The sequence below is a fragment of the Devosia sp. A369 genome, from assembly GCF_054489345.1.
Genome location: NZ_JBTMWV010000003.1, coordinates 117,640 through 136,740, shown reverse-complemented (window position 1 = coordinate 136,740; position 19,101 = coordinate 117,640). Strand labels below are relative to the sequence as shown.

The 19,101-nt window shown below is 63.2% G+C and carries 25 protein-coding genes; 13 read left to right on the top strand and 12 right to left on the bottom strand.

The window, feature by feature from the left end; all coding sequences use genetic code 11:
* Window positions 1-206: 206 nt before the first annotated feature.
* Complete coding sequence (locus ACX3OZ_RS05890; RefSeq protein ID WP_459093831.1) at window positions 207-1,061, top strand: DUF3426 domain-containing protein; 855 nt, start codon at window positions 207-209, stop codon at window positions 1,059-1,061.
* Window positions 1,061-1,471 (top strand): response regulator, encoded by a 411-nt coding sequence (locus ACX3OZ_RS05885; RefSeq protein WP_459093830.1) that lies wholly within the window; start codon window positions 1,061-1,063, stop codon window positions 1,469-1,471. The genes ACX3OZ_RS05890 and ACX3OZ_RS05885 overlap by 1 nt, the downstream gene beginning before the upstream one ends.
* A gap of 67 nt (window positions 1,472-1,538) precedes the next feature.
* Here the strand turns inward: ACX3OZ_RS05885 and lysA are convergent, their stop codons facing one another.
* The 3 genes from lysA to argH form a co-directional block, all read right to left on the bottom strand.
* Entirely contained in the window at window positions 1,539-2,798 is a 1,260-nt protein-coding gene (gene lysA, locus ACX3OZ_RS05880) for a diaminopimelate decarboxylase (protein ID WP_459093829.1), read from the bottom strand.
* Window positions 2,799-2,980: 182 nt separating this feature from the next.
* Window positions 2,981-3,700, bottom strand: coding sequence for a gamma-glutamylcyclotransferase (locus ACX3OZ_RS05875; protein WP_459093828.1), 720 nt, complete (start codon window positions 3,698-3,700; stop codon window positions 2,981-2,983).
* Window positions 3,701-3,905: 205 nt separating this feature from the next.
* Window positions 3,906-5,351: an argininosuccinate lyase gene (argH, locus tag ACX3OZ_RS05870; protein WP_459093827.1), complete on the bottom strand. Its 1,446-nt coding sequence runs from the start codon at window positions 5,349-5,351 to the stop codon at window positions 3,906-3,908.
* Between the two features lie 22 nt (window positions 5,352-5,373).
* On the opposite strand from argH, the gene ACX3OZ_RS05865 reads away from it, so the two are divergent.
* Window positions 5,374-6,039: a TlpA family protein disulfide reductase gene (locus tag ACX3OZ_RS05865; RefSeq protein WP_459104013.1), complete on the top strand. Its 666-nt coding sequence runs from the start codon at window positions 5,374-5,376 to the stop codon at window positions 6,037-6,039.
* A 170-nt stretch (window positions 6,040-6,209) separates the two neighbouring features.
* Here the strand turns inward: ACX3OZ_RS05865 and ACX3OZ_RS05860 are convergent, their stop codons facing one another.
* From ACX3OZ_RS05860 to ACX3OZ_RS05840, 5 genes are all read right to left on the bottom strand, one after another.
* Window positions 6,210-6,431 (bottom strand): hypothetical protein, encoded by a 222-nt coding sequence (locus tag ACX3OZ_RS05860; RefSeq protein WP_459093825.1) that lies wholly within the window; start codon window positions 6,429-6,431, stop codon window positions 6,210-6,212.
* A 10-nt stretch (window positions 6,432-6,441) separates the two neighbouring features.
* The gene (locus tag ACX3OZ_RS05855) at window positions 6,442-6,624 is read right to left on the bottom strand and encodes a putative motility protein (RefSeq protein WP_459093824.1); all 183 of its coding nucleotides are present in this window, start codon (window positions 6,622-6,624) and stop codon (window positions 6,442-6,444) included.
* An 89-nt stretch (window positions 6,625-6,713) separates the two neighbouring features.
* Window positions 6,714-7,415, bottom strand: coding sequence for a rhomboid family intramembrane serine protease (locus tag ACX3OZ_RS05850; protein ID WP_459093823.1), 702 nt, complete (start codon window positions 7,413-7,415; stop codon window positions 6,714-6,716).
* A 90-nt stretch (window positions 7,416-7,505) separates the two neighbouring features.
* Window positions 7,506-8,108, bottom strand: coding sequence for a cob(I)yrinic acid a,c-diamide adenosyltransferase (locus ACX3OZ_RS05845; RefSeq protein ID WP_459093822.1), 603 nt, complete (start codon window positions 8,106-8,108; stop codon window positions 7,506-7,508).
* Between the two features lies 1 nt (window position 8,109).
* Window positions 8,110-8,310: a twin transmembrane helix small protein gene (locus ACX3OZ_RS05840; RefSeq protein ID WP_459093821.1), complete on the bottom strand. Its 201-nt coding sequence runs from the start codon at window positions 8,308-8,310 to the stop codon at window positions 8,110-8,112.
* A gap of 218 nt (window positions 8,311-8,528) precedes the next feature.
* Between ACX3OZ_RS05840 and ACX3OZ_RS05835 the strand changes: the two genes are divergently transcribed.
* Window positions 8,529-8,900: a DUF4260 domain-containing protein gene (locus ACX3OZ_RS05835; RefSeq protein ID WP_459093820.1), complete on the top strand. Its 372-nt coding sequence runs from the start codon at window positions 8,529-8,531 to the stop codon at window positions 8,898-8,900.
* On the opposite strand, the gene gluQRS is transcribed toward ACX3OZ_RS05835, so the two are convergent.
* Window positions 8,897-9,754 carry a tRNA glutamyl-Q(34) synthetase GluQRS gene (gene gluQRS / locus ACX3OZ_RS05830; protein WP_459093819.1) on the bottom strand — a complete coding sequence of 286 codons (858 nt, stop codon included), beginning with the start codon at window positions 9,752-9,754 and terminating at the stop codon, window positions 8,897-8,899. The two genes, ACX3OZ_RS05835 and gluQRS, sit on opposite strands and share 4 nt — an antisense overlap.
* On the opposite strand from gluQRS, the gene ACX3OZ_RS05825 reads away from it, so the two are divergent.
* The 5 genes from ACX3OZ_RS05825 (at window position 9,739) to ACX3OZ_RS05805 (ending at window position 12,399) form a co-directional block, all read left to right on the top strand.
* Window positions 9,739-10,428 (top strand): DNA-3-methyladenine glycosylase family protein, encoded by a 690-nt coding sequence (locus tag ACX3OZ_RS05825; protein WP_459093818.1) that lies wholly within the window; start codon window positions 9,739-9,741, stop codon window positions 10,426-10,428. The genes gluQRS and ACX3OZ_RS05825 overlap by 16 nt on opposite strands.
* Window positions 10,425-11,084, top strand: a complete 660-nt coding sequence (locus ACX3OZ_RS05820) for an alpha/beta hydrolase (protein WP_459093817.1) — start codon at window positions 10,425-10,427, stop codon at window positions 11,082-11,084. The genes ACX3OZ_RS05825 and ACX3OZ_RS05820 overlap by 4 nt, the downstream gene beginning before the upstream one ends.
* An 89-nt stretch (window positions 11,085-11,173) precedes the next feature.
* Entirely contained in the window at window positions 11,174-11,731 is a 558-nt protein-coding gene (locus tag ACX3OZ_RS05815) for an HNH endonuclease (protein WP_459093816.1), read from the top strand.
* A 114-nt stretch (window positions 11,732-11,845) separates the two neighbouring features.
* Window positions 11,846-12,109, top strand: coding sequence for a type II toxin-antitoxin system ParD family antitoxin (locus tag ACX3OZ_RS05810; protein ID WP_459104012.1), 264 nt, complete (start codon window positions 11,846-11,848; stop codon window positions 12,107-12,109).
* Window positions 12,106-12,399, top strand: coding sequence for a type II toxin-antitoxin system RelE/ParE family toxin (locus tag ACX3OZ_RS05805; protein WP_459093814.1), 294 nt, complete (start codon window positions 12,106-12,108; stop codon window positions 12,397-12,399). Before ACX3OZ_RS05810 ends, ACX3OZ_RS05805 begins: the two co-directional genes overlap by 4 nt.
* Here the strand turns inward: ACX3OZ_RS05805 and ACX3OZ_RS05800 are convergent.
* Window positions 12,396-12,905 carry a disulfide bond formation protein B gene (locus ACX3OZ_RS05800; RefSeq protein WP_459093813.1) on the bottom strand — a complete coding sequence of 170 codons (510 nt, stop codon included), beginning with the start codon at window positions 12,903-12,905 and terminating at the stop codon, window positions 12,396-12,398. The two genes, ACX3OZ_RS05805 and ACX3OZ_RS05800, sit on opposite strands and share 4 nt — an antisense overlap.
* Window positions 12,906-12,984: 79 nt before the next feature.
* Complete coding sequence (locus tag ACX3OZ_RS05795; protein ID WP_459093812.1) at window positions 12,985-13,818, bottom strand: DUF72 domain-containing protein; 834 nt, start codon at window positions 13,816-13,818, stop codon at window positions 12,985-12,987.
* A 295-nt stretch (window positions 13,819-14,113) separates the two neighbouring features.
* On the opposite strand from ACX3OZ_RS05795, the gene ACX3OZ_RS05790 reads away from it, so the two are divergent.
* The 4 genes from ACX3OZ_RS05790 to ACX3OZ_RS05775 all read left to right on the top strand — a co-directional run bounded on the left by ACX3OZ_RS05790 (window position 14,114) and on the right by ACX3OZ_RS05775 (window position 17,791).
* A complete protein-coding gene (locus ACX3OZ_RS05790; RefSeq protein ID WP_459093811.1) occupies window positions 14,114-15,148 on the top strand; it encodes a methionine ABC transporter ATP-binding protein in 1,035 nt (344 codons plus the stop codon).
* Entirely contained in the window at window positions 15,145-15,813 is a 669-nt protein-coding gene (locus ACX3OZ_RS05785; RefSeq protein ID WP_459093810.1) for a methionine ABC transporter permease, read from the top strand. The genes ACX3OZ_RS05790 and ACX3OZ_RS05785 overlap by 4 nt, the downstream gene beginning before the upstream one ends.
* 17 nt (window positions 15,814-15,830) lie before the next feature.
* The gene (locus ACX3OZ_RS05780) at window positions 15,831-16,640 is read left to right on the top strand and encodes a MetQ/NlpA family ABC transporter substrate-binding protein (protein ID WP_459093809.1); all 810 of its coding nucleotides are present in this window, start codon (window positions 15,831-15,833) and stop codon (window positions 16,638-16,640) included.
* Window positions 16,641-16,783: 143 nt separating this feature from the next.
* Complete coding sequence (locus ACX3OZ_RS05775) at window positions 16,784-17,791, top strand: asparaginase (RefSeq protein ID WP_459104011.1); 1,008 nt, start codon at window positions 16,784-16,786, stop codon at window positions 17,789-17,791.
* Window positions 17,792-18,170: 379 nt separating this feature from the next.
* Here ACX3OZ_RS05775 and ACX3OZ_RS05770 read toward each other — a convergent pair whose 3' ends face one another.
* Window positions 18,171-18,848, bottom strand: a complete 678-nt coding sequence (locus ACX3OZ_RS05770) for an outer membrane protein (RefSeq protein ID WP_459104010.1) — start codon at window positions 18,846-18,848, stop codon at window positions 18,171-18,173.
* Window positions 18,849-19,101: the final 253 nt, after the last annotated feature.

Genomic DNA, 19,101 nt, shown 5'->3' with positions numbered 1-19,101 from the left:
CCCCTTTGGTCCGCCATGCGGGCGAATCAGGTGTTGTGCGCATCATAACAGCCATGGCGGCGGCATGTGCAGGCGCTGTCCTTGCCGGGATGAAAGGGACGAAAATGTGGTGGATTGATCGGTGGGTCGCACAGGTTTGAGGAGTTTTAACCCCCTGCCGCTAGGGTCGGCGCTGCGTTACTGCCTCCTCCGTTCTGTCTGGCCCGATGATCATTACCTGTCCACATTGCCAGACCAAGTATCAGGTGACCTATGAGGCCATAGGCTCGGCCGGTCGCAAGGTGCAGTGCGCCCAGTGCCGACAGGCCTGGAAGCAGCGCCCGGTGGCACCGGAAACCCCGCCGACGCCGGAGCAGCAAGCGGCGTTTGATTCGATCACCGAGGATGCGCTCGACGAAGTGATGATGGCCGAGGAACGTTCCGCGACCACGGATGGGGCGGCGCGGCAGGCGCTGGAACAGGCCAATGCAGCGACCCAGCAGCAAAGCACCAGCGCCGATGCCGCCTTGATGCGCAAACGGCAAAAGGCGTTCAGCCAGCGCCAGAATGCCATGGCGGCCGAGCTGCCGCTGGCGCGGCTGCGGCGCAGTGTCAGAGTGTTGGCGGTGCTGCTGCTCGGCGCGATCTTGATCGTCGGCTATTTCGGCCGGACGCAGGTGGTGGAGCGGTTTCCGGAGCTGGCCGGCGTCTATGAGGCGATCGGGCTGGGCGTCAATGTGGTGGGGCTGGAATTTTCCAATGTGTCGACGCTGCGCACGCTGCGCGACGGCAAGGATGTGCTGATCGTTTCGGCGCAGATCGTCGGACTGATGCCCGAGCCGGTGATGGTGCCGGCGGTGGTGGTGACGCTGATCGATGCGCAGGGGCGCGGCGTTTACGAATGGAGCGTGACCCCCTCGGTGCGCGACCTGATGGCGGGCGAACGCTCGACCTTCGATACCCAACTCACTCTGCCCCCGGGCGACGCTGCAAGGGTGCGGCTAAGCTTTGCCGGCGGGCAGGAAATGACCATAGGCGGGGCTGAACCCGCCACCGAGTTTTCTATTCTGGAGCAACATTGATGGCCCGTATTCTGGTTGCCGAAGATGATCCGTCAGTGCGCGCCTTCGTGGTGAGCGCGCTGACCATGAAGGGCCATGAGGTCGTCGCCGAAGAAGATGGCGGGCTGGCCGCCGAGACGGCTGATGCCGAAGAGGGGCAATTCGACCTGCTGCTTTCCGATATCAAGATGCCGATCATGGACGGCATTGCGCTGGCCCTGCATGTGGCCGCGAAATATCCCCAGATGATCATCGTGCTGATGACCGGCTTTGCCGATCAGCGCGAGCGGGCGCATGGGCTCGACGCGCTGATCTATGACGTCATCACCAAGCCGTTCACGCTGGCGGAATTGTTGCAGAAGGTCGATGACGCGCTGGTCGGCAAGCCGGTGGAAGTGTTGTCACTGGCTCGGCGGGCGCGGGAGCAGTAGGGGCGCCGGCCGCTTAGCACAGCGCTCGTCCCAACCGCGATGTCACCGAGTATGTGCGGAGTGTCGCCTACAGCCAGTCCGGCACGCTATCGAGGGCCAGCAATTCTTCCAGCGATTTGCGCGGGCGGATGACGTGGTGGCGGGTGCCGTCGACCAGTACTTCGGGGATCAGCGGGCGCGAATTATAGGTCGAGGCCATCACCGCGCCATAGGCGCCGGCGCTCATCACCGCCAGGAGATCGCCTTCCTTGACGCCGGGCATGGTGCGGCCCTTGGCGAGATAGTCACCCGTCTCGCAGACCGGGCCGACGATGTCGGCGGTGATCGGGGCGAGGTTGGAGTGATTGACCGGCTGGACGTCGTGATAGGCCTCATACAGCGTCGGGCGCAGCAGATCATTCATCGCCGCGTCGACGATGACGAAATTGGTGCCGCCTTCCTTCACATATTCGACCTTGGTGACGAGGATGCCGGCATTGCCGACCAGCAGCCGGCCGGGTTCGATCACCAGGGTGCAGCCGAGCTGGCCGATTTTGTCGCGCACCACGTCGGCATAGGCGGCCGGTAGGGGCGGCGCGTCTTCCTCGGCGTTATAGACAATGCCGAGGCCGCCACCGACATCGATATGCGCGATGGCGTGGCCGTCGGCCTGGAGCGCCTTGACCAGGTCGGCGAGCAGGGTGAAGGCCTCGGCGAAGGGGGCGAGTTCGGTGATCTGGCTGCCGATATGCATGTCGACGCCCACGGCTTCGACATTGGGCAGCTCGGCGATGCGGGCATAGACTTCGCGGGCGCGGGCATAGGCGATGCCGAATTTATTCTCGGCCTTGCCGGTGGAAATCTTGGCGTGGGTGCGGGCATCGACGTCAGGATTGATGCGGACCGAGACCTTGGCGGTCAGGCCCATATCCTGGGCGATCATCGACAGGCGTTCGAGTTCGGGCTCGCTTTCGAGGTTGAAGCATTTGATGCCGACTTCGAGGCCGCGGCGCATTTCGGCGACGGTCTTGGCGACGCCGGAAAACACGATCTTTGCCGGCTTGATGCCGGCGGCCAAAGCGCGTTCCAATTCGCCGAGCGACACCACATCGGCGCCGGCGCCCTCGCTGGCCATCAGCTTGAGCACGGCCTGATTGGAATTGGCCTTCATCGCATAGGCGAGCAGGGTGGGGATGCCGTCAAAGGCGGCCTGTACCGCGCGCACCTGGCTGCGGAGGGCGGCGCTGGAATAGACGTAAAACGGCGTGCCAACCTTGGCGGCGAGCTCGTTGAGATTGACGTCCTCGGCAAACAGCGTGTCGTCGCGGTGTTGAAAATGGTGGACCAAGGCCAATCTTCCTGTCTTCCCCCTCTCCCCTTGTGGGAGAGGGTGCCCGAAGGGCGGGTGAGGGGTTTGCTCAACCCGCGTTGCCCCCTCATCCGTCTCGCTACGCGAGCCACCTTCTCCCACGAGGGGAGAAGGGAGGGCCCGGTGATCTAAACTGACGCCGTGAAAAACAAAAGCCCGACTTAGCGCGCGGCCTCATAGGTGGCTTCGATGCGGTCGGCGACCATGGCTTGCAGGCGCCAGAGATGGGGATCGTGAATGCCGATATCCTCAAGGTGCTTGACCGTGGCGAACAGATATTCGGCCATCGAGCCGCGCGAGCCGACGGCGGTGGCCAGCATGTCGGCGATGGCGTCGATGCTGAGACCCGAGACATAGCGACCCGAATTGCGGTCGATGCAGAAGGTGAGGGCGCGGATGCTGCGCTCGTCGGTGGCGACATTGACGAAGCGGGGCGGGAAGGGCGAGGGCCGCCAACCCATTTCGCGCTCGAATAGCTGGGTCAGGCAGTGTTCGACCCGGTCGGGCGGCAGGCGATACAGTACGCCCTTGCAGGCGCCGCCGCGATCCAGCGCCAGCATCAGGCCGGGATTCTCATCGCTGCCGCGAAAGCGGTTGTTCCAGCCGAGGCAAAATGAGCGGTGCCAGCCGCGCACTAGCCCGGTGCGCATTTCGACGAAGTCGCAGGCCGGTTTCCAGATCAGCGAGCCATAGGCGAAAATCCAGACTTCGTCGGCGCCGGGATCGGGGCCGAACAGGCTGGCAATGGTGTTGCGGTGATCGTCCGGGCCGGCCTCGCGCAGGCCGGGCGGCGGCGGGGGCAGCACGTCGGACAGGATTTGGGGCTGGAGATAGCCGACATGACGCTCGGTGAGGCGCATCTGTCGGGGTTTTTTGGCCACCAAATTCTCCTTATTTTTCGGCAGGGAGTCTGTTGCCAAATGCCAGTCACCAATGCGGCGTCATCCCGGCCTTGAGCCGGGACCCATCCTGAGATGGGGGCGCCGGCGGGATCGGGAGATGGGCCCCGGCTCAGGCCGGGGTGACATCGTGGGTGGGGCAAAATCGCGACAGGTCCCGCAGGGGAGCATTGGGGCAGTTGAGAAATTATTCAACCCCACCATCGCCATGACTGCCACGCGACTTGGGCAGCGGCAGGGGGTCGTGGGGCTGGCCGGTCAGCTCGGTTTTCCAGCGGGCGGCCTGGATCAGCACGTTGGATGGGGCGGTGCCGCCATAGGATTTGCGGGCGGCGACCGAGGCTTCGACGGTGAGCACCTTGTGGATGCGGCTGTCGATGCGCTCATCGATGGTCTTGAAGTCCTCGATGGTGAGGCCTTCCAAGCCGGTGTTTTTCTGTTCGGCCAGCGCAACGATCTGGCCGGTGATGTGATGGGCGTCGCGGAACGGGATGTTCAGCTCGCGCACCAGCCAGTCGGCGATATCGGTGGCGGTGGAGAAGCCGGCGGCGGCCGAGACGCGCATGCGTTCGCGGTTGGCGGTGAGATCGCCGACCATGCCGGTCATGGCGGCCAGCGACAGCGACAGCGCGTCGAGCGCATCGAAGGCGACTTCCTTGTCTTCCTGCATGTCCTTGGAATAGGCCAAGGGCAGGCCCTTCATCACCACGATCAGGCTGGTCAGCGCGCCCAGAATGCGGCCGATCTTGGCGCGCACCAGCTCGGCGGCGTCCGGATTGCGCTTCTGCGGCATAATGGAAGAGCCGGTGGTGAATTTGTCGCTGAGCTTGATGAAGCCGAACTGAGCCGAACTCCAGATCACCATTTCCTCGGCGAAGCGCGACAGATGCATGGCGCAGATCGAGGCGGCGGCCAGGGTTTCGAGGATGAAATCACGGTCGGAGACGGCGTCGAGCGAATTGGCGGTCGGGCGGTCAAAGCCGAGCGCGTTCGCGGTCATCTGCCGGTCGATGGGATAGGGCGTGCCGGCCAGCGCCGCCGAGCCGAGCGGGCTCTCGTTGAGGCGCTTCCTGGCATCGAGCAGGCGGCCGGCGTCGCGGCCGAGCATTTCGACATAGGCCAGCAAATGGTGGCCAAAGGTCACCGGCTGGGCGCTTTGCAGATGGGTGAAGCCGGGCATGATGGTGGTGGCTTCCTGCTCGGCGCGGGTAACCAGCGCCAGCTGCAGGGTGTGAATCTGGATCACCAGCGTGTCGATGGTGTCGCGGACATAGAGCTTGAAATCGGTCGCGACCTGATCGTTGCGCGAACGGGCGGTGTGCAGCCGGCCGGCGGCATCGCCGATCTTTTCACGCAAGCGGCTTTCGACATTCATGTGAATGTCTTCCAGCGCCCGCGAGAACGTGAAGCTGCCACCCTCGATTTCAGCCAGCACCTCGGTTAGACCTGCGACGATGCTGTCGCGATCCTCCTGCGTCAGAATGCCCGTCTCGGCGAGCATTGTGGCATGGGCGATCGATCCGGCAATATCCTGGCGGAATAAACGCTGGTCGAATCCGATCGAGGCGTTGATTTCTTCCATGATGGCGTCCGGGCCGGTGGCAAACCGCCCGCCCCACATCTTGTTGCTCATCGAATACCTCGGAGATTGCTTTATGACCGATATGCACGCGCCTCGCCCCAGGATGACCCACAGCCGGGTCCGGCTGTGGGTCATCCTGGGGGTGACGGGATTGGCGCTAGCTATAGCGGCGTGGCTGTGGCTCGGCAATGCTGGACAGGCAAAGGAATGTCCGGTGCAGGACGCGGCGGCGCAGGCGATCGACGCTGCGGCCAAGGGCGAGCTGGCGGCGCTGAATGGCACCGGCGAAGGGCGCGGCTATGCCACGCTGGCGTTCAAGGACGCCGACGGCAAGGCCATGACCATTGCTGATTTCAAGGGCAAGGCGCTGCTGGTCAATTTCTGGGCCAGCTGGTGCGTGCCGTGTCGCGAGGAAATGCCGGCGCTCGACGCGCTGGCGACGAAATATAATTCGGACGCCTTCATGGTGCTGCCGATCAATCTCGATATTGGCGAGGGCGGGGTGGCCAAGGCGCAGTCGTTCCTTGATGACGGCGCGTTCGCCAATCTGCCGCTTTATGCCGACAACACGTTTGCCGCCTTCGAGCGGCTGAAGCAGCAGGCCGTGGCCGTGGGCCTGCCGGCGACGCTAGTGCTGGATGAAAATGGCTGCGAGCTGGCCGTGCTGCAGGGCCCGGCGGAGTGGCATAGCGCCGATGGCGAAGCGGTGGTTGAGGCGCTGTTGGCGCTCAAGAGCTAGTTCTACCTTTCTTCCCCTCTCCCCTTGAGGGAGAGGGACAGCTTTGCCGCGTTCAGCGGAAAAGCAGGGTGAGGGGTGCTGCGCAGGCCCATGCTTCAATGCTTGGGGAAGCAACCCCTCATCCGCCCTTCGGGCACCTTCTCCCTCAAGGGGAGAAGGGAAGAAGAAAATCAGATAAGCCGGTCCACCACCGCGCCTGAACTGAGCGCTACGGCCGGGGCTTCGCCGGTGGGGCTGGCGCTGGCGGCTTGTTGCTGGTCGTCGTCGACGGCCAGCATCAGTTCCATGCGCAATTCGGCGACTTTGGCCAATTGGGCGGCCAGCGGGGTGCCGGCGCGATCCACCATGCGGTTGATCATCACCGATGGGCTGATACCGAGAGCATTGCTCATCACCTTCTCCCTAGGCCAGCTTGTCGACCTTGGCGCCCTGACCGGGCGGTGGGGTCGAAAGCGCCGACTGCATCAGGGTTTCGAGCAGGTCGGTCTGCATCTCATGGGCTTTTTTGAACACGGCAATCTGCACGCTGGTTTGCAGCTTGACCGAATTCATCGCCATCATCTGGGTCGAGAGGTCGGTATTCATCGCAGACCTCCTGTGCTGACTGGTCCAGGCGGGAGCCTAGGAGGGCGGCGTAAACAAAGTCTTCGGCGACGGTGTTAATTTAGTTTGAATTAGCGCGCAGCCGGCGCCCAGCGACCGCCGAACAGCGGCACGTCGCGCCGCTTGAGCAGGGCGGCCAGCACGATGCCGGCGAGGAAGCCGCCCAGATGCGCCCACCAGGCGACAGGTTCTTCCGAGCCGATCAGCACGTAAAACAACTGCGTCGCCACCCAGAAGCCGAGCATCCAGAAGGCGGGGACCGGCAGCGGAATCGGGATGACGATGCGGGCCAGCACGAAGACGCGGGCATGCGGGTAAAGCAGGATATAGGCGCCCATCACCCCGGCCACGGCGCCCGAAGCGCCGATCAGCGGGCCATTGTCGTTGAGGTTGAACGCCAGATGCGCCAGCGCGGCGAGCACGGCGCAGGCGAGGTAAAACAGGGCGAATTTGAAATGGCCCAGCGCGTCCTCGATATTGTCGCCGAACACCCACAGAAACAGCATGTTGCTGAGCAGATGCAGCCAATCAGCATGCAGGAACGCATAGGTCACCAGCGTCGCCCAATCGGGCAGCCACGGCACCGGTTGGGGATAGAGATCGCGCACCACGATGGGGATCATGCCGAAATCGATGGTGGCCTGATCGAAGGCCGCCGGCGGTAGCACCGCCTGCAGCATGAAACAGATGATGGTGAGGCCGATCAGCCCATAGGTGACATAGGGGAAACCGATATGGCGCATGGGATTGGTGTCATGCAGCGGCAGAAACATTGCTTTTGGCCCTTACCCTGGCGACATCGCCCGGCTGCACTAATGTCTTGAAACTCCGGTCGGTTCCAGACCCGCGCGGAGATCGGGGGCCTAGTCGCGACCGCCCTTTTTGACATCGCCATGGTTGCCGGGGACCCACAGCACATCCTTGGCGCCATTATTATTGGCGACGCGGGCCAGCACGAAGAGCAGATCCGACAGGCGGTTGAGATAGCGCACGGCCTCGGGGCTGGTGTCGGGCTCGGCAGCGGCCAGTTCGACGGTGATGCGCTCGGCGCGGCGGGTGACGGTGCGGGCGATGTGCAGGGCCGCCGACAGCGGCGTGCCGGCGGGCAGGATGAAGCTTTTCAGCGGCGCCAGATCGGCATTGAAATGGTCGATCTGCTGCTCGAGGAAAGCGGTCTGCACGGCGCGGATGCGCAATGAGGGGAAATCGGCGTCGGGGCTGTCGGCACCCGGCGTTGCCAGATCGGAGCCGACATCGAACAGATCATTCTGGATCCGGCCCAGCAGCATATCGATTTTGGGCATGGAGCCGGTATGGATACGCGCCGCGCCGATAGTGGCGTTGGCCTCTTCCACCGTGCCATAGGCGTCGACGCGCAAATCGAATTTGGGGCGGCGGGGGCCGCGCACCAGCCCGGTGGTGCCGTCGTCGCCAGTGCGGGTGTAGATGCGGTTGAGCTTGACCATGCTAGCCGCGCCCGGCGCCGAAGAAGAACAAGGCGGCCATCAGCAGCAGCAGCACCACGGCCTGACCGGCGACGCGCAGGCGCATCAGCTTCTGGCTGGTACTGCCCGGCCCGCCCTTGGTCATGTTCCACAGACCCATGCCCAGCACGACGACAACGAAGAGCAAGGCGAGGGCGATGGCGATATTGAGAGCGAGTTGCATGACATCCTACCGATTGGAGCGCTGGTCAGTGATGGAGGCGGCAAGACCTGCGGCCAGCGCATCATAGATCGCACGAATCCGGGACGAGGTGAACAATTCCCTGTCGGTGATCAGCGCGGCCGGTTGTCACAAATGGATCGGCTTGTCCGAGTAGATGGGGGTGCCTAATGTCCGTTGCCATGGCGAGGGACACGGAAAGCAATGGAAGGTGGCGTGCGATGAGCTGGTTCGTGATCTGGCAGCGGTTTGAGGGCGCGCTGGTGCTGGTGGGCGCTTTGGTCCTGTTCTGGCAGCTGGATAGTGGCTGGGCGTGGTGGCTGGCGATCCCGGTGTTCTTTGCGCCTGACCTGAGTTTTTTGGCCTATGCGTTCGGCCCAAGGGTGGGCGCAGTGGGCTACAATATCGTGCATATCTATGGCTTTGGCCTGGTGCTGCTGGCGGCAGGATCGGTGTTTGCCGTGCCGGCGCTTGCAGCCTGTGGCGCGCTGTTCCTGGCCCATGCCGGCTTTGACCGGATGCTGGGCTATGGCCTCAAAGCGCTGGAGGGATTTTCGCTGACCCATCTGGGGCGGATCGGCAAGGGAGCCTAAAACCCGACCGCGCGCCGCACATCCTCTTGCGTCCAGCCTTGGGCGCGCAAGGCCGCGAGGCTTTCGGCGCCCTTGGATTTGGCCAGCTTTTTGCCGGAATCATCCAGAATCAGGCGATGAAAATTATAGACCGGCGCCGGCAGGCCGAGCAGCATTTGCAGCAGCGTGTGGATATCGGTGGCCGCCTCCATGTCGCGGCCGCGCGTCACATGGGTGATATTCTGCGCCGCGTCGTCGACCACGACGCTGAGGTGATAGCTGGTGGGGATGCCCTTGCGCTGCAGCACCACATCGCCCCAGCGTTCGGGCTTGGCATAGCGGATTTGCGGCCGGTCGGTGAGCAGCGGGCCGACCACGGTAAAGCTGAGCATGCCGACACGGTCCATGGCCTTGGCGGTATCGAGGCGGAACTGCACCGGATCGCCGCGTTCCAGCCGCTCGATCTGCTCGCCGCGGTCGAGATGGCGGCAGGTGCCGGGATAGAGCGGGGCGCCATCGGGGTCGCTGCCATCGGCATGGGCGGCGATCTCGCTGCGGGCGCAGAAGCAGGGATAGAGCAGGTTTTGCTCGCGCAAACGGTTGCCGGCCTCGGCATAGGCGTCGAGCCGGTCGGACTGGCGCAGCACCGGTTCGGGCCAGTCGAGCCCCAGCCAATGCAGATCGTCGATGATTGTGGCGGTGAATTCGGGTTTACTGCGCTCGGTATCAATGTCTTCGATGCGCAGCAGGGCCGTGCCACCCAGCTGGGCGGCGGCGCGCCAGGTATAGAGCGCCGAATAGGCATGGCCGAGATGCAGCCTCCCATTGGGGCTGGGGGCAAAACGAAGGACGGGACTGGATGGATTCGGCGACACAGGACGGTTCTACCATAGGCCTGCTGCCGCCGTCACCGCGCCTCGATAGTGTCGACGCCATTGCCGCCCATATCGAGGCGCTGGTGGGGCTCGATCCGCGGCTGGGCCCGGTGCGCGATTTTGCCGGGGTGGTGCCGCCGCGGATCAATCGCCGGGGCTTTGTCGGCATGGCCAAGGTGATCTGCGGCCAACAGGTGTCGGTGGCCAGTGCGTCGGCGATCTGGAGCCGGTTTGAGCTGCTGCCCGGGGCGCTCGATCCGGCAACCTATCTGGCGCTGAGCGAGGAGTCGGTGCGCGCCACCGGCTTTTCCGGAGGCAAGTTTCGCACCGTGCGGGTGATCGCCGAGGCGGTGGTGGATGGGACGCTGGATTTCGACGCGCTGGAGACGCTGCCGGGGGATGATGCGGTGCGGTCTCTGGTGGCGCATAAGGGCATCGGGCCATGGACGGCGGAGGTCTATCTGATGTTCTGCGCCGGCCATTGCGATGTGTTTCCATCCGGCGATCTGGCGCTGCTCAAGGCGGTGCAGCATGGGCTTGGCCTTGACGCGCGGCCAACCATCAAGGAAATGATCGCCATCGCCGCTGGCTGGACGCCCCATCGTTCGGCAGCGGCCCTGTTGTTCTGGCGGTATTTCGCGGTGATGCGCGACCGGGAAGGAATTCTTTTATGACCAAACTCTCCGGCCCGATGGTGCCCCCCGCTTCCGGTGGCCTGCCCAAGCAGGCGGTGATTCTGCTGCATGGCTATGGCAGCGACGGCAATGATCTGATCGGGCTGGCGCCGCTGTGGCAGGACGCCTTGCCCGATGCGGTGTTCATCTCGCCCAATGGGCCCGAACAATGCGGGCAACTGGCCTCGGGCTATCAGTGGTTCGATATCAGCTTTGACGGCGACCGGCTGGCCAAGCGGCAATTGGGCGTGGTTCAGGCAGCCCCGGTGCTGCGCGAATTTCTCGACGATCTGTGGAGCCAGACCGACATTACCCCGGAAAACACGCTGCTGGCGGGTTTCAGCCAGGGCGCGATGATGGCGCTGCATGTTGGGCTGTCATTGGATCGCCCGCTGATGGGCATCATCGGCTTTTCCGGGGCGCTGCTGCCGCCGGAGGGCTTTGGCAGTGATGGTGTGGCCAAGAGCCCGGTGTGCCTGGTGCATGGTGACAACGACAGCGTGGTCGATCCGATCCATAGCGCCGAGGCCGATCTGGCGCTGCGCCAAGCCGGCTATGAGGTGCACTATCACGTGAGCCCGGGCGTCGGGCACGGCATTGCCCCGGACGGCATGGCGTTTGCCACCCGTTTCATCGAGCGCCTGATCACAAAATAAAGCGAATGCTTCCCGCTTCACAGGGCTGACACAAAGCGCTTAGTATAAAGCGCTATGGACTTACTCGATTCCCGTTCCGGGAGACTCAAGTGACCATCCACGTGTCGCCTGAGGCCTGTCCCGCTCTGGTGCTGAACGCCGACTTCCGGCCGCTCAGCTACTATCCATTGTCCCTATGGTCCTGGCAGGACGCCATCAAGGCGGTGTGCCTCGATCGGGTGAATATCGTGTCGCAATATGACACGGTGATCCGCTCGCCCAGCTTTGCCATGCAATTGCCCAGCGTGGTGGCGCTCAAGGATTATATCAAGCCGGCGCGGAACCCGGCCTTTACCCGCTTCAACGTGTTCCTGCGCGATCGCTTCCTGTGCCAATATTGCGGCTGCAAGGACGATCTGACCTTCGATCACGTCATCCCCCGCTCCAAGGGCGGCCAGACCACCTGGGAAAATGTCGTTGCCGCCTGCGCGCCGTGCAATCTGAAAAAAGCCAATCGGATGCCGAGCGAAATCCGCATGTTCCCGCACCAGACGCCGTATCAACCCACGGTATATGACCTGCACAATAATGGCCGGGCTTTCCCGCCCAACCATTTGCACAAGAGCTGGCTGGATTATTTGTACTGGGACATCGAGCTGGAGCCGTAGGGCTGGCTGGGTGGGGCGAGCTTGAGGATCAGTAGAGCTACGGAGCCCGTGCTCTCTTGCAAGGTGTTTAGCCAATAACTATTATTGGTTTTCACTCAGGCACGGAGAACAGGCATGGCCATCAGCGCTGAACTGGGCGAAACGCTCGAAAAAGTCGTGACCGATCTGGTTGAGAACGGCCGCTACAATTCCAAAAGCGAAGTGCTGCGCGAAGGCGTCCGCCTGGTGCAAGAGCGCGAGGCGCGGTTCAAGGAGTTGGAAGCCAAGCTGCAAGTGGGGCTGGACGAGATTGATGCGGGGCTCGGCATCCCGGCCGATGACGTTTTTGCTGAACTCATGGCCCGCTACAGTGAGATGGCCGAAAAGAAATCGGCATGAGGCTGCGGTTCGCTCCTCGAGCCAGAATGGATTTGCGCGGCATAGGCGACTATATCGCCGAGGACAGTCCAAAACGGGCCATCACCTTTGTGCAGGAGTTGCAGACCGCCTGCATTGAGCTGACCGAAACCCCGTTCGGTTTTGCCGTTTTGCCTAATTTCGCCGATCGCGGGTATCGTCGGCGGGTACACGGGCGCTACGCGGTCATCTATGTGGTGCGCGACGACGTCATCTCGGTGATCCGCGTCCTATCGGCAGCTGTCGACATCGACGCCGCTCTGGACGTCTAGCCCCGCTTCTGCCCGCGCAGCTGGGCGGCAATCGATACGCCCAGCAAAACCACAATCACCAATGACACCAGTGCGTTGTAGCCGGCCATGGAAATGCCGAGGAAGCGGAACTGCACCACGTCGCAGCCGATGACCGGGGTCAGGTTGCTCAGCGCGTTGAAATCCATGCTTTCGCCGACGCCAGTGCAGGCGGTCGGGCCGGGCCAGAAGCCCCATTCGACGCCAGCGTGGAACGCCCCCATATAGGTGCTCCAGACGAAAATGGCGGTGACGATGGCCATGGCGACATACCAGACCGGCAGCGGCAGCCGGTTCCAGGTGAGCAGCACCAGCAACAGCAGCGGCAGGCCATAATAATAGGCGAGGCGCTGTTCGAGGCAGAGTTCGCAGGGCACGAGGCCGCCGAATACCTGCGAGGCGAGCGCCAGCAGGATGGTCACGAGGCCGAGAACGAAGGCGGCGCCTGCCGAAAGCTTGTCGAGCGGGCGGAGGAACGATTGGGCCATTTGGGTTCTCGAGTGACGCTGGAGTGAAGGCTGGATAGCGTGCCGCTGTGGCAAATTCCAGCCGGAAACAGGCTTGTGATCAATCGCCGGGCAGGCTGATTCCAGCCGCCTGACGCAGGGCGATGGCATTGGCCGGGGCGTGCAATTTGTCCTCATGCACGAAATAGGCAAACACGTCCTTGCCCGATCCAGCCCAGGCGGTGACGGTTTTGGCCCAGTCGGCAATGTCGGTGGGCTGGTAGCCGCCGCCATGGCCATGCGCCGGTCCCTGCAACCGGCAATAGGCGAAATCGGCGGTCAGGTCGCGCGATGGATTGTCCGGCGTGTCGGCGATGACGCGCGCAACATTATGTTCGGCCAGCAGCGCATTGACCTCGGGCGCGTCAAAGCTGGCATTGCGCAGCTCGATGGCGTGACGGATCGGGCCGACGTTGCCGGTATCGAGGAAGGGCGGGGATTTGAGCCGTGCATCGGCCTTGCCCGCCAGCGCGACATAGTCGGCGCCGGTTTTGGGCAGCAGCGCCAGGAAGCCGCTCAGCACATCGCGGTCATAGCTGACATTGGGCGGCAGCTGCCAGATGAATGGACCCAGCTTGGGGCCGAGGGCCAGCGGACCCGAGGCGAAAAAATTGGCCAGTTCGATCTCGCAGTTTTTCAGCCGCTTGATATGGGTGACCAGTTGCGGGCCCTTGATGGCGAAGACAAAGCCGTCGCGGGCTTCGCCGGCCCATTTGGCAAAACTCTCCGGCTTCTGGTTGGCACGGAAGGTGGCGTTGATCTCGATGCTGCCGAGGCGGGAGCTGGCATAGGCCAGCTCTTTTTTCTGCACGAGGCCTTCGGGATAAAAGCTGCCGCGCCAGGGTTCGAACACCCAGCCGGCCGTTCCAGTGCGCACTTCGCCTTGCTTGCTCACGCTCTTGTCCTCCGCCGCCCAGCGCCAAACAGCTAACGGCCACGCCGATCCGACATGGCCACAGAGCGGCCGAATATTTTCTAGCCGAGCCTGTCCCGCCCGTCTCGCTTAAAAACAGGGTCGAGACATGGACGCCCAGATGCCACGGGACCCGATTGCTCCCCATGCCGCACCCCGCGCGAAACCATTGCGCCGCGCGCGGCCGGAGAGGGAAAGAGATTTAATCACGACCGTTCATATCGTGAATGAGCCGGGCTATAAGCTGTGTTCGTTTTCGCTTTGACAGGAAAGTTTTTTGACCGCCGCACTGATCTCGTTGAACAAGGCCACTAAATCCTTTGGGCAGGGAGACGCGCGCATCACGGCGGTCGATCAGGTGGACCTGTCCGTGGAGCGGGGCCAGATCTTCGGGGTGATCGGCCATAGCGGCGCGGGCAAGAGCACGCTGATCCGCCTGCTGAACGGGCTGGAGCGGGTCGATAGCGGCACGGTCCATGTCGATGGTCTCGATCTGTCGCATGCCGAAGGGCCGGCTTTGCGCAAGGCACGGCTGAAGATCGGCATGATCTTCCAGCATTTCAACCTGCTCTGGTCGCGCACCGTGGCGCAGAACATTGCCTTCGCCCTCGAGATTGCCCGGGTTGACCGGGCGACAACCAAGGCCAGGGTGGCCGAACTGGTGCGTCTGGTGGGGCTCGAAGGCCGCGAAGACGCCTACCCGGCGCAATTGAGCGGTGGCCAGAAGCAGCGCGTCGGTATCGCCCGGGCCTTGGCCAACCATCCCGATGTGTTGCTCTGCGATGAGGCCACCTCTGCGCTCGATCCGGAGACCACGGACGCCATTCTGGACCTGTTGTCCGACATCAATCGCCGGCTGGGTCTGACCATCGTGCTGATTACCCATGAGATGCATGTCATTCGGCGCATCTGCGACCAGGTGGCGGTGATGGAAGCCGGGAAAGTGGTGGAGACCGGTCCGGCCAAGGCCGTTTTCGCCCAGCCCCAGGCCGAGGTGACCAAGCGTTTCGTGCGGCAGATTTCCAGCGCCGATACCTTCGACCCAACGGTCCCTGGCCTCGTGGACGGTGCCCTGATCAAGCTGGTCTATGTCGGGCCCCGGGCCCGCCAGCCCGTGCTGGCCGACGCGATCCGGCATTTCGACCTCCCCATCAACATCGTGCATGGTCGGGTGAGCCGAACGCGCGATGCCGCTATCGGTGAACTCTATGTCGAGGTGCCGGCCGAGGGCGCGGCGCTGCAGGCATTGCTGGCCTATCTGGCGGAGCGCGACATCGTCGCCGAAATCATTGGCGAGGAGACCGCGCCATGATCGAATTGCTGTTTCCCAATCTCCGGCTCGACCAGTTCTGGAAGGCCACGATCGACACGCTCTACATGACGGGCATGGCTGGCAGCGCGACCTTTATTCTCGGGCTGCTGATCGGCACGGTGTTGTTTCTGACCAGTCCTGGGCAGCTGCTGGCCAATCGCTCGGCCTATGGCGCGCTGTCGCTGGTTACCAACCTTTTCCGCTCGATCCCCTTCATCATCCTGATCGTGCTGCTGATCCCGGTAACCCGGTTCCTGGTCGGGCGCATGCTGGGCGTCAACGCCGCCTTGCCGGCGCTGATCGTGGGGGCAGCGCCGTTCTATGCACGGCTGGTGGAGATTGCCTTTCGCGAGGTCTCCAAGGGCGTGATCGAAGCGACGCGCTCCATGGGTGGCGGTGTTTTCACCATCATCTTCAAAGTTCTCATTCCAGAGGCAGGCCCCGCGCTGGCTTCGGGCCTCACCGTGTCCCTGATCTCGCTGGTTGGCTTCACCGCCATGGCCGGGGTCATCGGGGCCGGGGGGCTGGGCCATCTGGCCTATCTCGAAGGTTTCCAGCGCAATAATGGCGACGTCACGCTGGCCGCCACCGGAATGGTTCTCGTCATCGTCTTCGCCATTCAATTCGCTGGCGACATGGCGACCCGCAATCTCGACAAACGATAAAACCAAAGGAGCCAATGATGGCAAAGACCTCTCTCATCACCGCAGCGTTGCTCGCTGCAACTGTGCTGGCAACCCCCGCTCTGGCCCAGACCAAGCTGGTGGTTGGCGCATCCTATGTGCCGCACGCCGAAATCCTCGAACAGGCCGCGCCCATCCTGGCCGCAGAAGGCATCGAACTCGAAATCATCCCGTTCCAGGACTATATCCTGCCCAACACGGCGCTGGATTCGGGTGAAATCGACGCCAATTATTTCCAGCACGTGCCCTATCTGAACGAAGTTCTGGCGGACAATCCGGACTATGATTTCGTCAATGCCGGCGGCATCCATGTCGAGCCGATCGGCCTTTATTCGCAGCGCTGGGATAGTCTGCAGGACCTGCCGGACAATGGCGAAGTCATCCTGCGCGACTCGGTCGCTGAAGAAGGCCGCATTCTGGCGATCTTCGTGCGTGAAGGCATCGTCACCCTGCCCGAAGGCCTCGATGTCTATTCCGCCCGCGTGCACGATATCGTCGGCAATCCGAAGAATTTGACCTTCAAGACCGATGTGGAAGCCGCATTGCTGGCGCAGGTCCATCTCAATGATGAAGCCGACGCCGTGGTGATCAACGCCAACTACGCCCTCGATGCCGGCCTTGACCCGGTGAATGATCCAATCGCCGTCGAAAGTGCCGAAAACAACCCCTATGCCAACATCATCACCGTGCGGGCCGGCGATGAAACCCGGCCGGAAATCATTCGCCTTGTCGAAGTGCTGAAGTCCGAGCCGATCCGCCAGTTCATTCTGGAAAAATACAAGGGTGCCGTGGTTCCCGTCGCCGACTAAGCCCTTGCGATAGTCGGAAGGCCCATTGCGGATGCAATATCCGCAATGGGCCAGTTCAAGACTCTCCCCGGCCTGAACGGCCGCTTGCGCCCCGGCCCCGAATGCGGGCATTTTGCCGAAGCCGAGTTTGAAGGGGTGCCATTGTGACTGCAGAGACTGTCGCCACGCCGGTCGTTGTTATCGGACTGGGCGGCACCATTGCCATGGCTCCCGGCGCGCAGCCGGGCGTCACACCGACCCTGACCGCCGATCAACTGCTCGGGGCGGTGCCCGAGTTGGCGGCGTTCACGGGCCTGCGCGCCGAAAGCTTCCGGATGTTGCCCGGCGCTCACCTGTCCTTCGATGACATCGTGCAGTTGGCCGCGCACATCAACGACCTTGCTGCTGCGGGTACCCAAGGGGCGGTCATCACCCAAGGCACCGACACTATCGAGGAAACTGCCTTTGCCCTGGACCTGCTCGTTGTCCCCGACATCGCGGTCGTGGTCACCGGAGCGATGCGCAATCCATCATTGTCGGGGGCGGACGGCCCGGCCAATCTACTCGCGGCAATCCGTGTCGCCGCCAGCAGCGAGGCCCGGCAGATGGGCGTCGTTGTCGTCCTGAATGACGAGATACATGCCGCCCAGTTTGTCGCCAAACGACACAGCACCAGCCCATCGGCGTTTGTCTCGCTGGGTGGGGGTGTCATCGGTGGGGTGAGCGAGGGGCGCGTCCATTTCCATACCCGACCCCTGCGCGCATGGCGGTTACCACGCCACAAGGTAACCGGCAGCCAGCGGGTAGCCTTGCTCCGCCTGTCGCTGGATGATCAGGGGGAACTGATCCATGCGGCGGTCGAGGCGGGTTTTGCTGGCCTGGTCATCGAAGGGGTTGGTGGCGGGCACGCCTCACCCAATGCTGCAGCGGCGCTGGAGCGAGCCGCGACCGCGATCCCGGTCGTGCTGGCCAGCCGGGCCGGCAATGGCGAAGTATTGCGCAGCACCTACGGCTTTGTCGGGGGTGAGATTGATCTGCAACGGCGCGGCGTCGTGCTGGCCGGCCAGCTCGACGGGCTCAAAGCGCGGGTTCTGTTGACGCTGCTGCTCAGAGCCGATTGTGCCGGCGACGTGAAGCAGATCTTTGCCGGGCCGGCCGCCCAAATCGATTGATCGCTGATCCGGTGCTCCAACCCGGAGGGGCTTTACGCCCGCGTTACGGGTTAGCGCCGCTTTCGATCTAGAGCCGTTACGCCGCTAAGGCGTAGCTCCGTTCCATCTCAAGTGATGGAGCGTTCGATGCTTGCCGATTTTCTCAAGATCGCCATCGAAACGGCCAGTTCGGGCCGATCTGAAGCTGATCGAGCAGGGTGCCCACAATCCCGCGCGCGGGCTCAACGCCCGCGGCCGAGCGAGGGTATCGCATGAACGCCGCGATCAATTCTTGCATCGCCGACACGGCAAACTGGTTAGGGGCGGTTTGGCTCAAATAAAAAGGGGACTGGCCGAAACCAGTCCCTTCCCAATAAACGCCCACACAGGATGGCTGCGGCTAGAACTTGTAGTTCAGGCCGGCGCGGACGACGCTGAAGCGCTGCGTAGCGTTGGTGTTGCCGAACGGAGCGGGCAGGTTGTTGTAGGTCTGGGTGCCCAGGTCGACATAGAGATATTCGGCCTTGATGGAGATGTTGGAGGTGGCCTGGGCTTCGAGGCCCGCGCCCACGGTCCAGCCCATATGGGTGGCGGTCTGCGAGGTGGTAACACCATTGTCGAGGCTGACGCTGCCACGGCCCGCGGCAAAGCCGCCGGTGACATAGGGCATCACCTGACCAAAGCTCATGCCGGCGCGGCCACGGATGGTGCCGAACACGTCGATGCCCGCCTTGAGCGTGTCGCCGGCGCCCAGATCCTGGGTGTGGCCGATGCTGGCCCACTGCAGATCTGCTTCGGTGCCGAGCACGAAGCCGCCCATATCCAGATTGTAGCCGACCTGTGCGCCCAGCGCGCCGCCGCCGCTATTGTTGGAGACCGTCGCGCCGCCAGCAGCAGGCTGCCGGTCCAGGGTGCCCCAGCCGTAGCTGGCATTGACGCCAGCGTAAAAGCCCGACCAGCCGGAGGCCGGGGTGGGCGAATAGATCGGGCTCGCGCCGCTGTTCCAGCCGAGATCGGCAGCCTGGGCAGCGGTGGAAAGCAGCAGGATCGCGGAAAGCATGATGCCAAGGCGCTTCATGGATGTCCTCGTAGAAGGGAAGGGAAATTGTCCTGCGCAAAATGCGACTGAACAAATTAATAGTCGGGTAAGGAACAGGGTTAACGCCATGCAGGAGAGCATGGCAGGTGATCACATTTGCGCGGGATGGGTGTGGAGGGGCGGAATCGGGCCGAAAGCGGCGGTTTTTGATATTGCCACGCCACGGTGTCGCCCCGGCCTTGAGCCGGGGCCCATCTCGAGATCAGGCCGGTGAACCCATCTCAGGATGGGT

Excerpts from the sequence above, each read along its gene's own strand:
- ACX3OZ_RS05805 (WP_459093814.1), top strand. The coding sequence starts at position 12,106 with ATGAGGCTGCGGTTCGCTCCTCGAGCCAGAATGGATTTGCGCGGCATA.
- ACX3OZ_RS05820 (WP_459093817.1), top strand. The coding sequence starts at position 10,425 with ATGACCAAACTCTCCGGCCCGATGGTGCCCCCCGCTTCCGGTGGCCTG.
- ACX3OZ_RS05840 (WP_459093821.1), bottom strand. The coding sequence starts at position 8,310 with ATGCAACTCGCTCTCAATATCGCCATCGCCCTCGCCTTGCTCTTCGTT.
- ACX3OZ_RS05855 (WP_459093824.1), bottom strand. The coding sequence starts at position 6,624 with ATGAATACCGACCTCTCGACCCAGATGATGGCGATGAATTCGGTCAAG.
- argH (WP_459093827.1), bottom strand. The coding sequence starts at position 5,351 with ATGAGCAACAAGATGTGGGGCGGGCGGTTTGCCACCGGCCCGGACGCC.
- ACX3OZ_RS05770 (WP_459104010.1), bottom strand. The coding sequence starts at position 18,848 with ATGAAGCGCCTTGGCATCATGCTTTCCGCGATCCTGCTGCTTTCCACC.
- ACX3OZ_RS05780 (WP_459093809.1), top strand. The coding sequence starts at position 15,831 with ATGGCAAAGACCTCTCTCATCACCGCAGCGTTGCTCGCTGCAACTGTG.
- ACX3OZ_RS05800 (WP_459093813.1), bottom strand. The coding sequence starts at position 12,905 with ATGGCCCAATCGTTCCTCCGCCCGCTCGACAAGCTTTCGGCAGGCGCC.
- ACX3OZ_RS05890 (WP_459093831.1), top strand. The coding sequence starts at position 207 with ATGATCATTACCTGTCCACATTGCCAGACCAAGTATCAGGTGACCTAT.
- ACX3OZ_RS05835 (WP_459093820.1), top strand. The coding sequence starts at position 8,529 with ATGAGCTGGTTCGTGATCTGGCAGCGGTTTGAGGGCGCGCTGGTGCTG.
- ACX3OZ_RS05825 (WP_459093818.1), top strand. The coding sequence starts at position 9,739 with ATGGATTCGGCGACACAGGACGGTTCTACCATAGGCCTGCTGCCGCCG.
- ACX3OZ_RS05865 (WP_459104013.1), top strand. The coding sequence starts at position 5,374 with ATGACCGATATGCACGCGCCTCGCCCCAGGATGACCCACAGCCGGGTC.
- ACX3OZ_RS05845 (WP_459093822.1), bottom strand. The coding sequence starts at position 8,108 with ATGGTCAAGCTCAACCGCATCTACACCCGCACTGGCGACGACGGCACC.
- ACX3OZ_RS05810 (WP_459104012.1), top strand. The coding sequence starts at position 11,846 with ATGGCCATCAGCGCTGAACTGGGCGAAACGCTCGAAAAAGTCGTGACC.
- ACX3OZ_RS05885 (WP_459093830.1), top strand. The coding sequence starts at position 1,061 with ATGGCCCGTATTCTGGTTGCCGAAGATGATCCGTCAGTGCGCGCCTTC.
- ACX3OZ_RS05850 (WP_459093823.1), bottom strand. The coding sequence starts at position 7,415 with ATGTTTCTGCCGCTGCATGACACCAATCCCATGCGCCATATCGGTTTC.
- ACX3OZ_RS05860 (WP_459093825.1), bottom strand. The coding sequence starts at position 6,431 with ATGAGCAATGCTCTCGGTATCAGCCCATCGGTGATGATCAACCGCATG.
- ACX3OZ_RS05785 (WP_459093810.1), top strand. The coding sequence starts at position 15,145 with ATGATCGAATTGCTGTTTCCCAATCTCCGGCTCGACCAGTTCTGGAAG.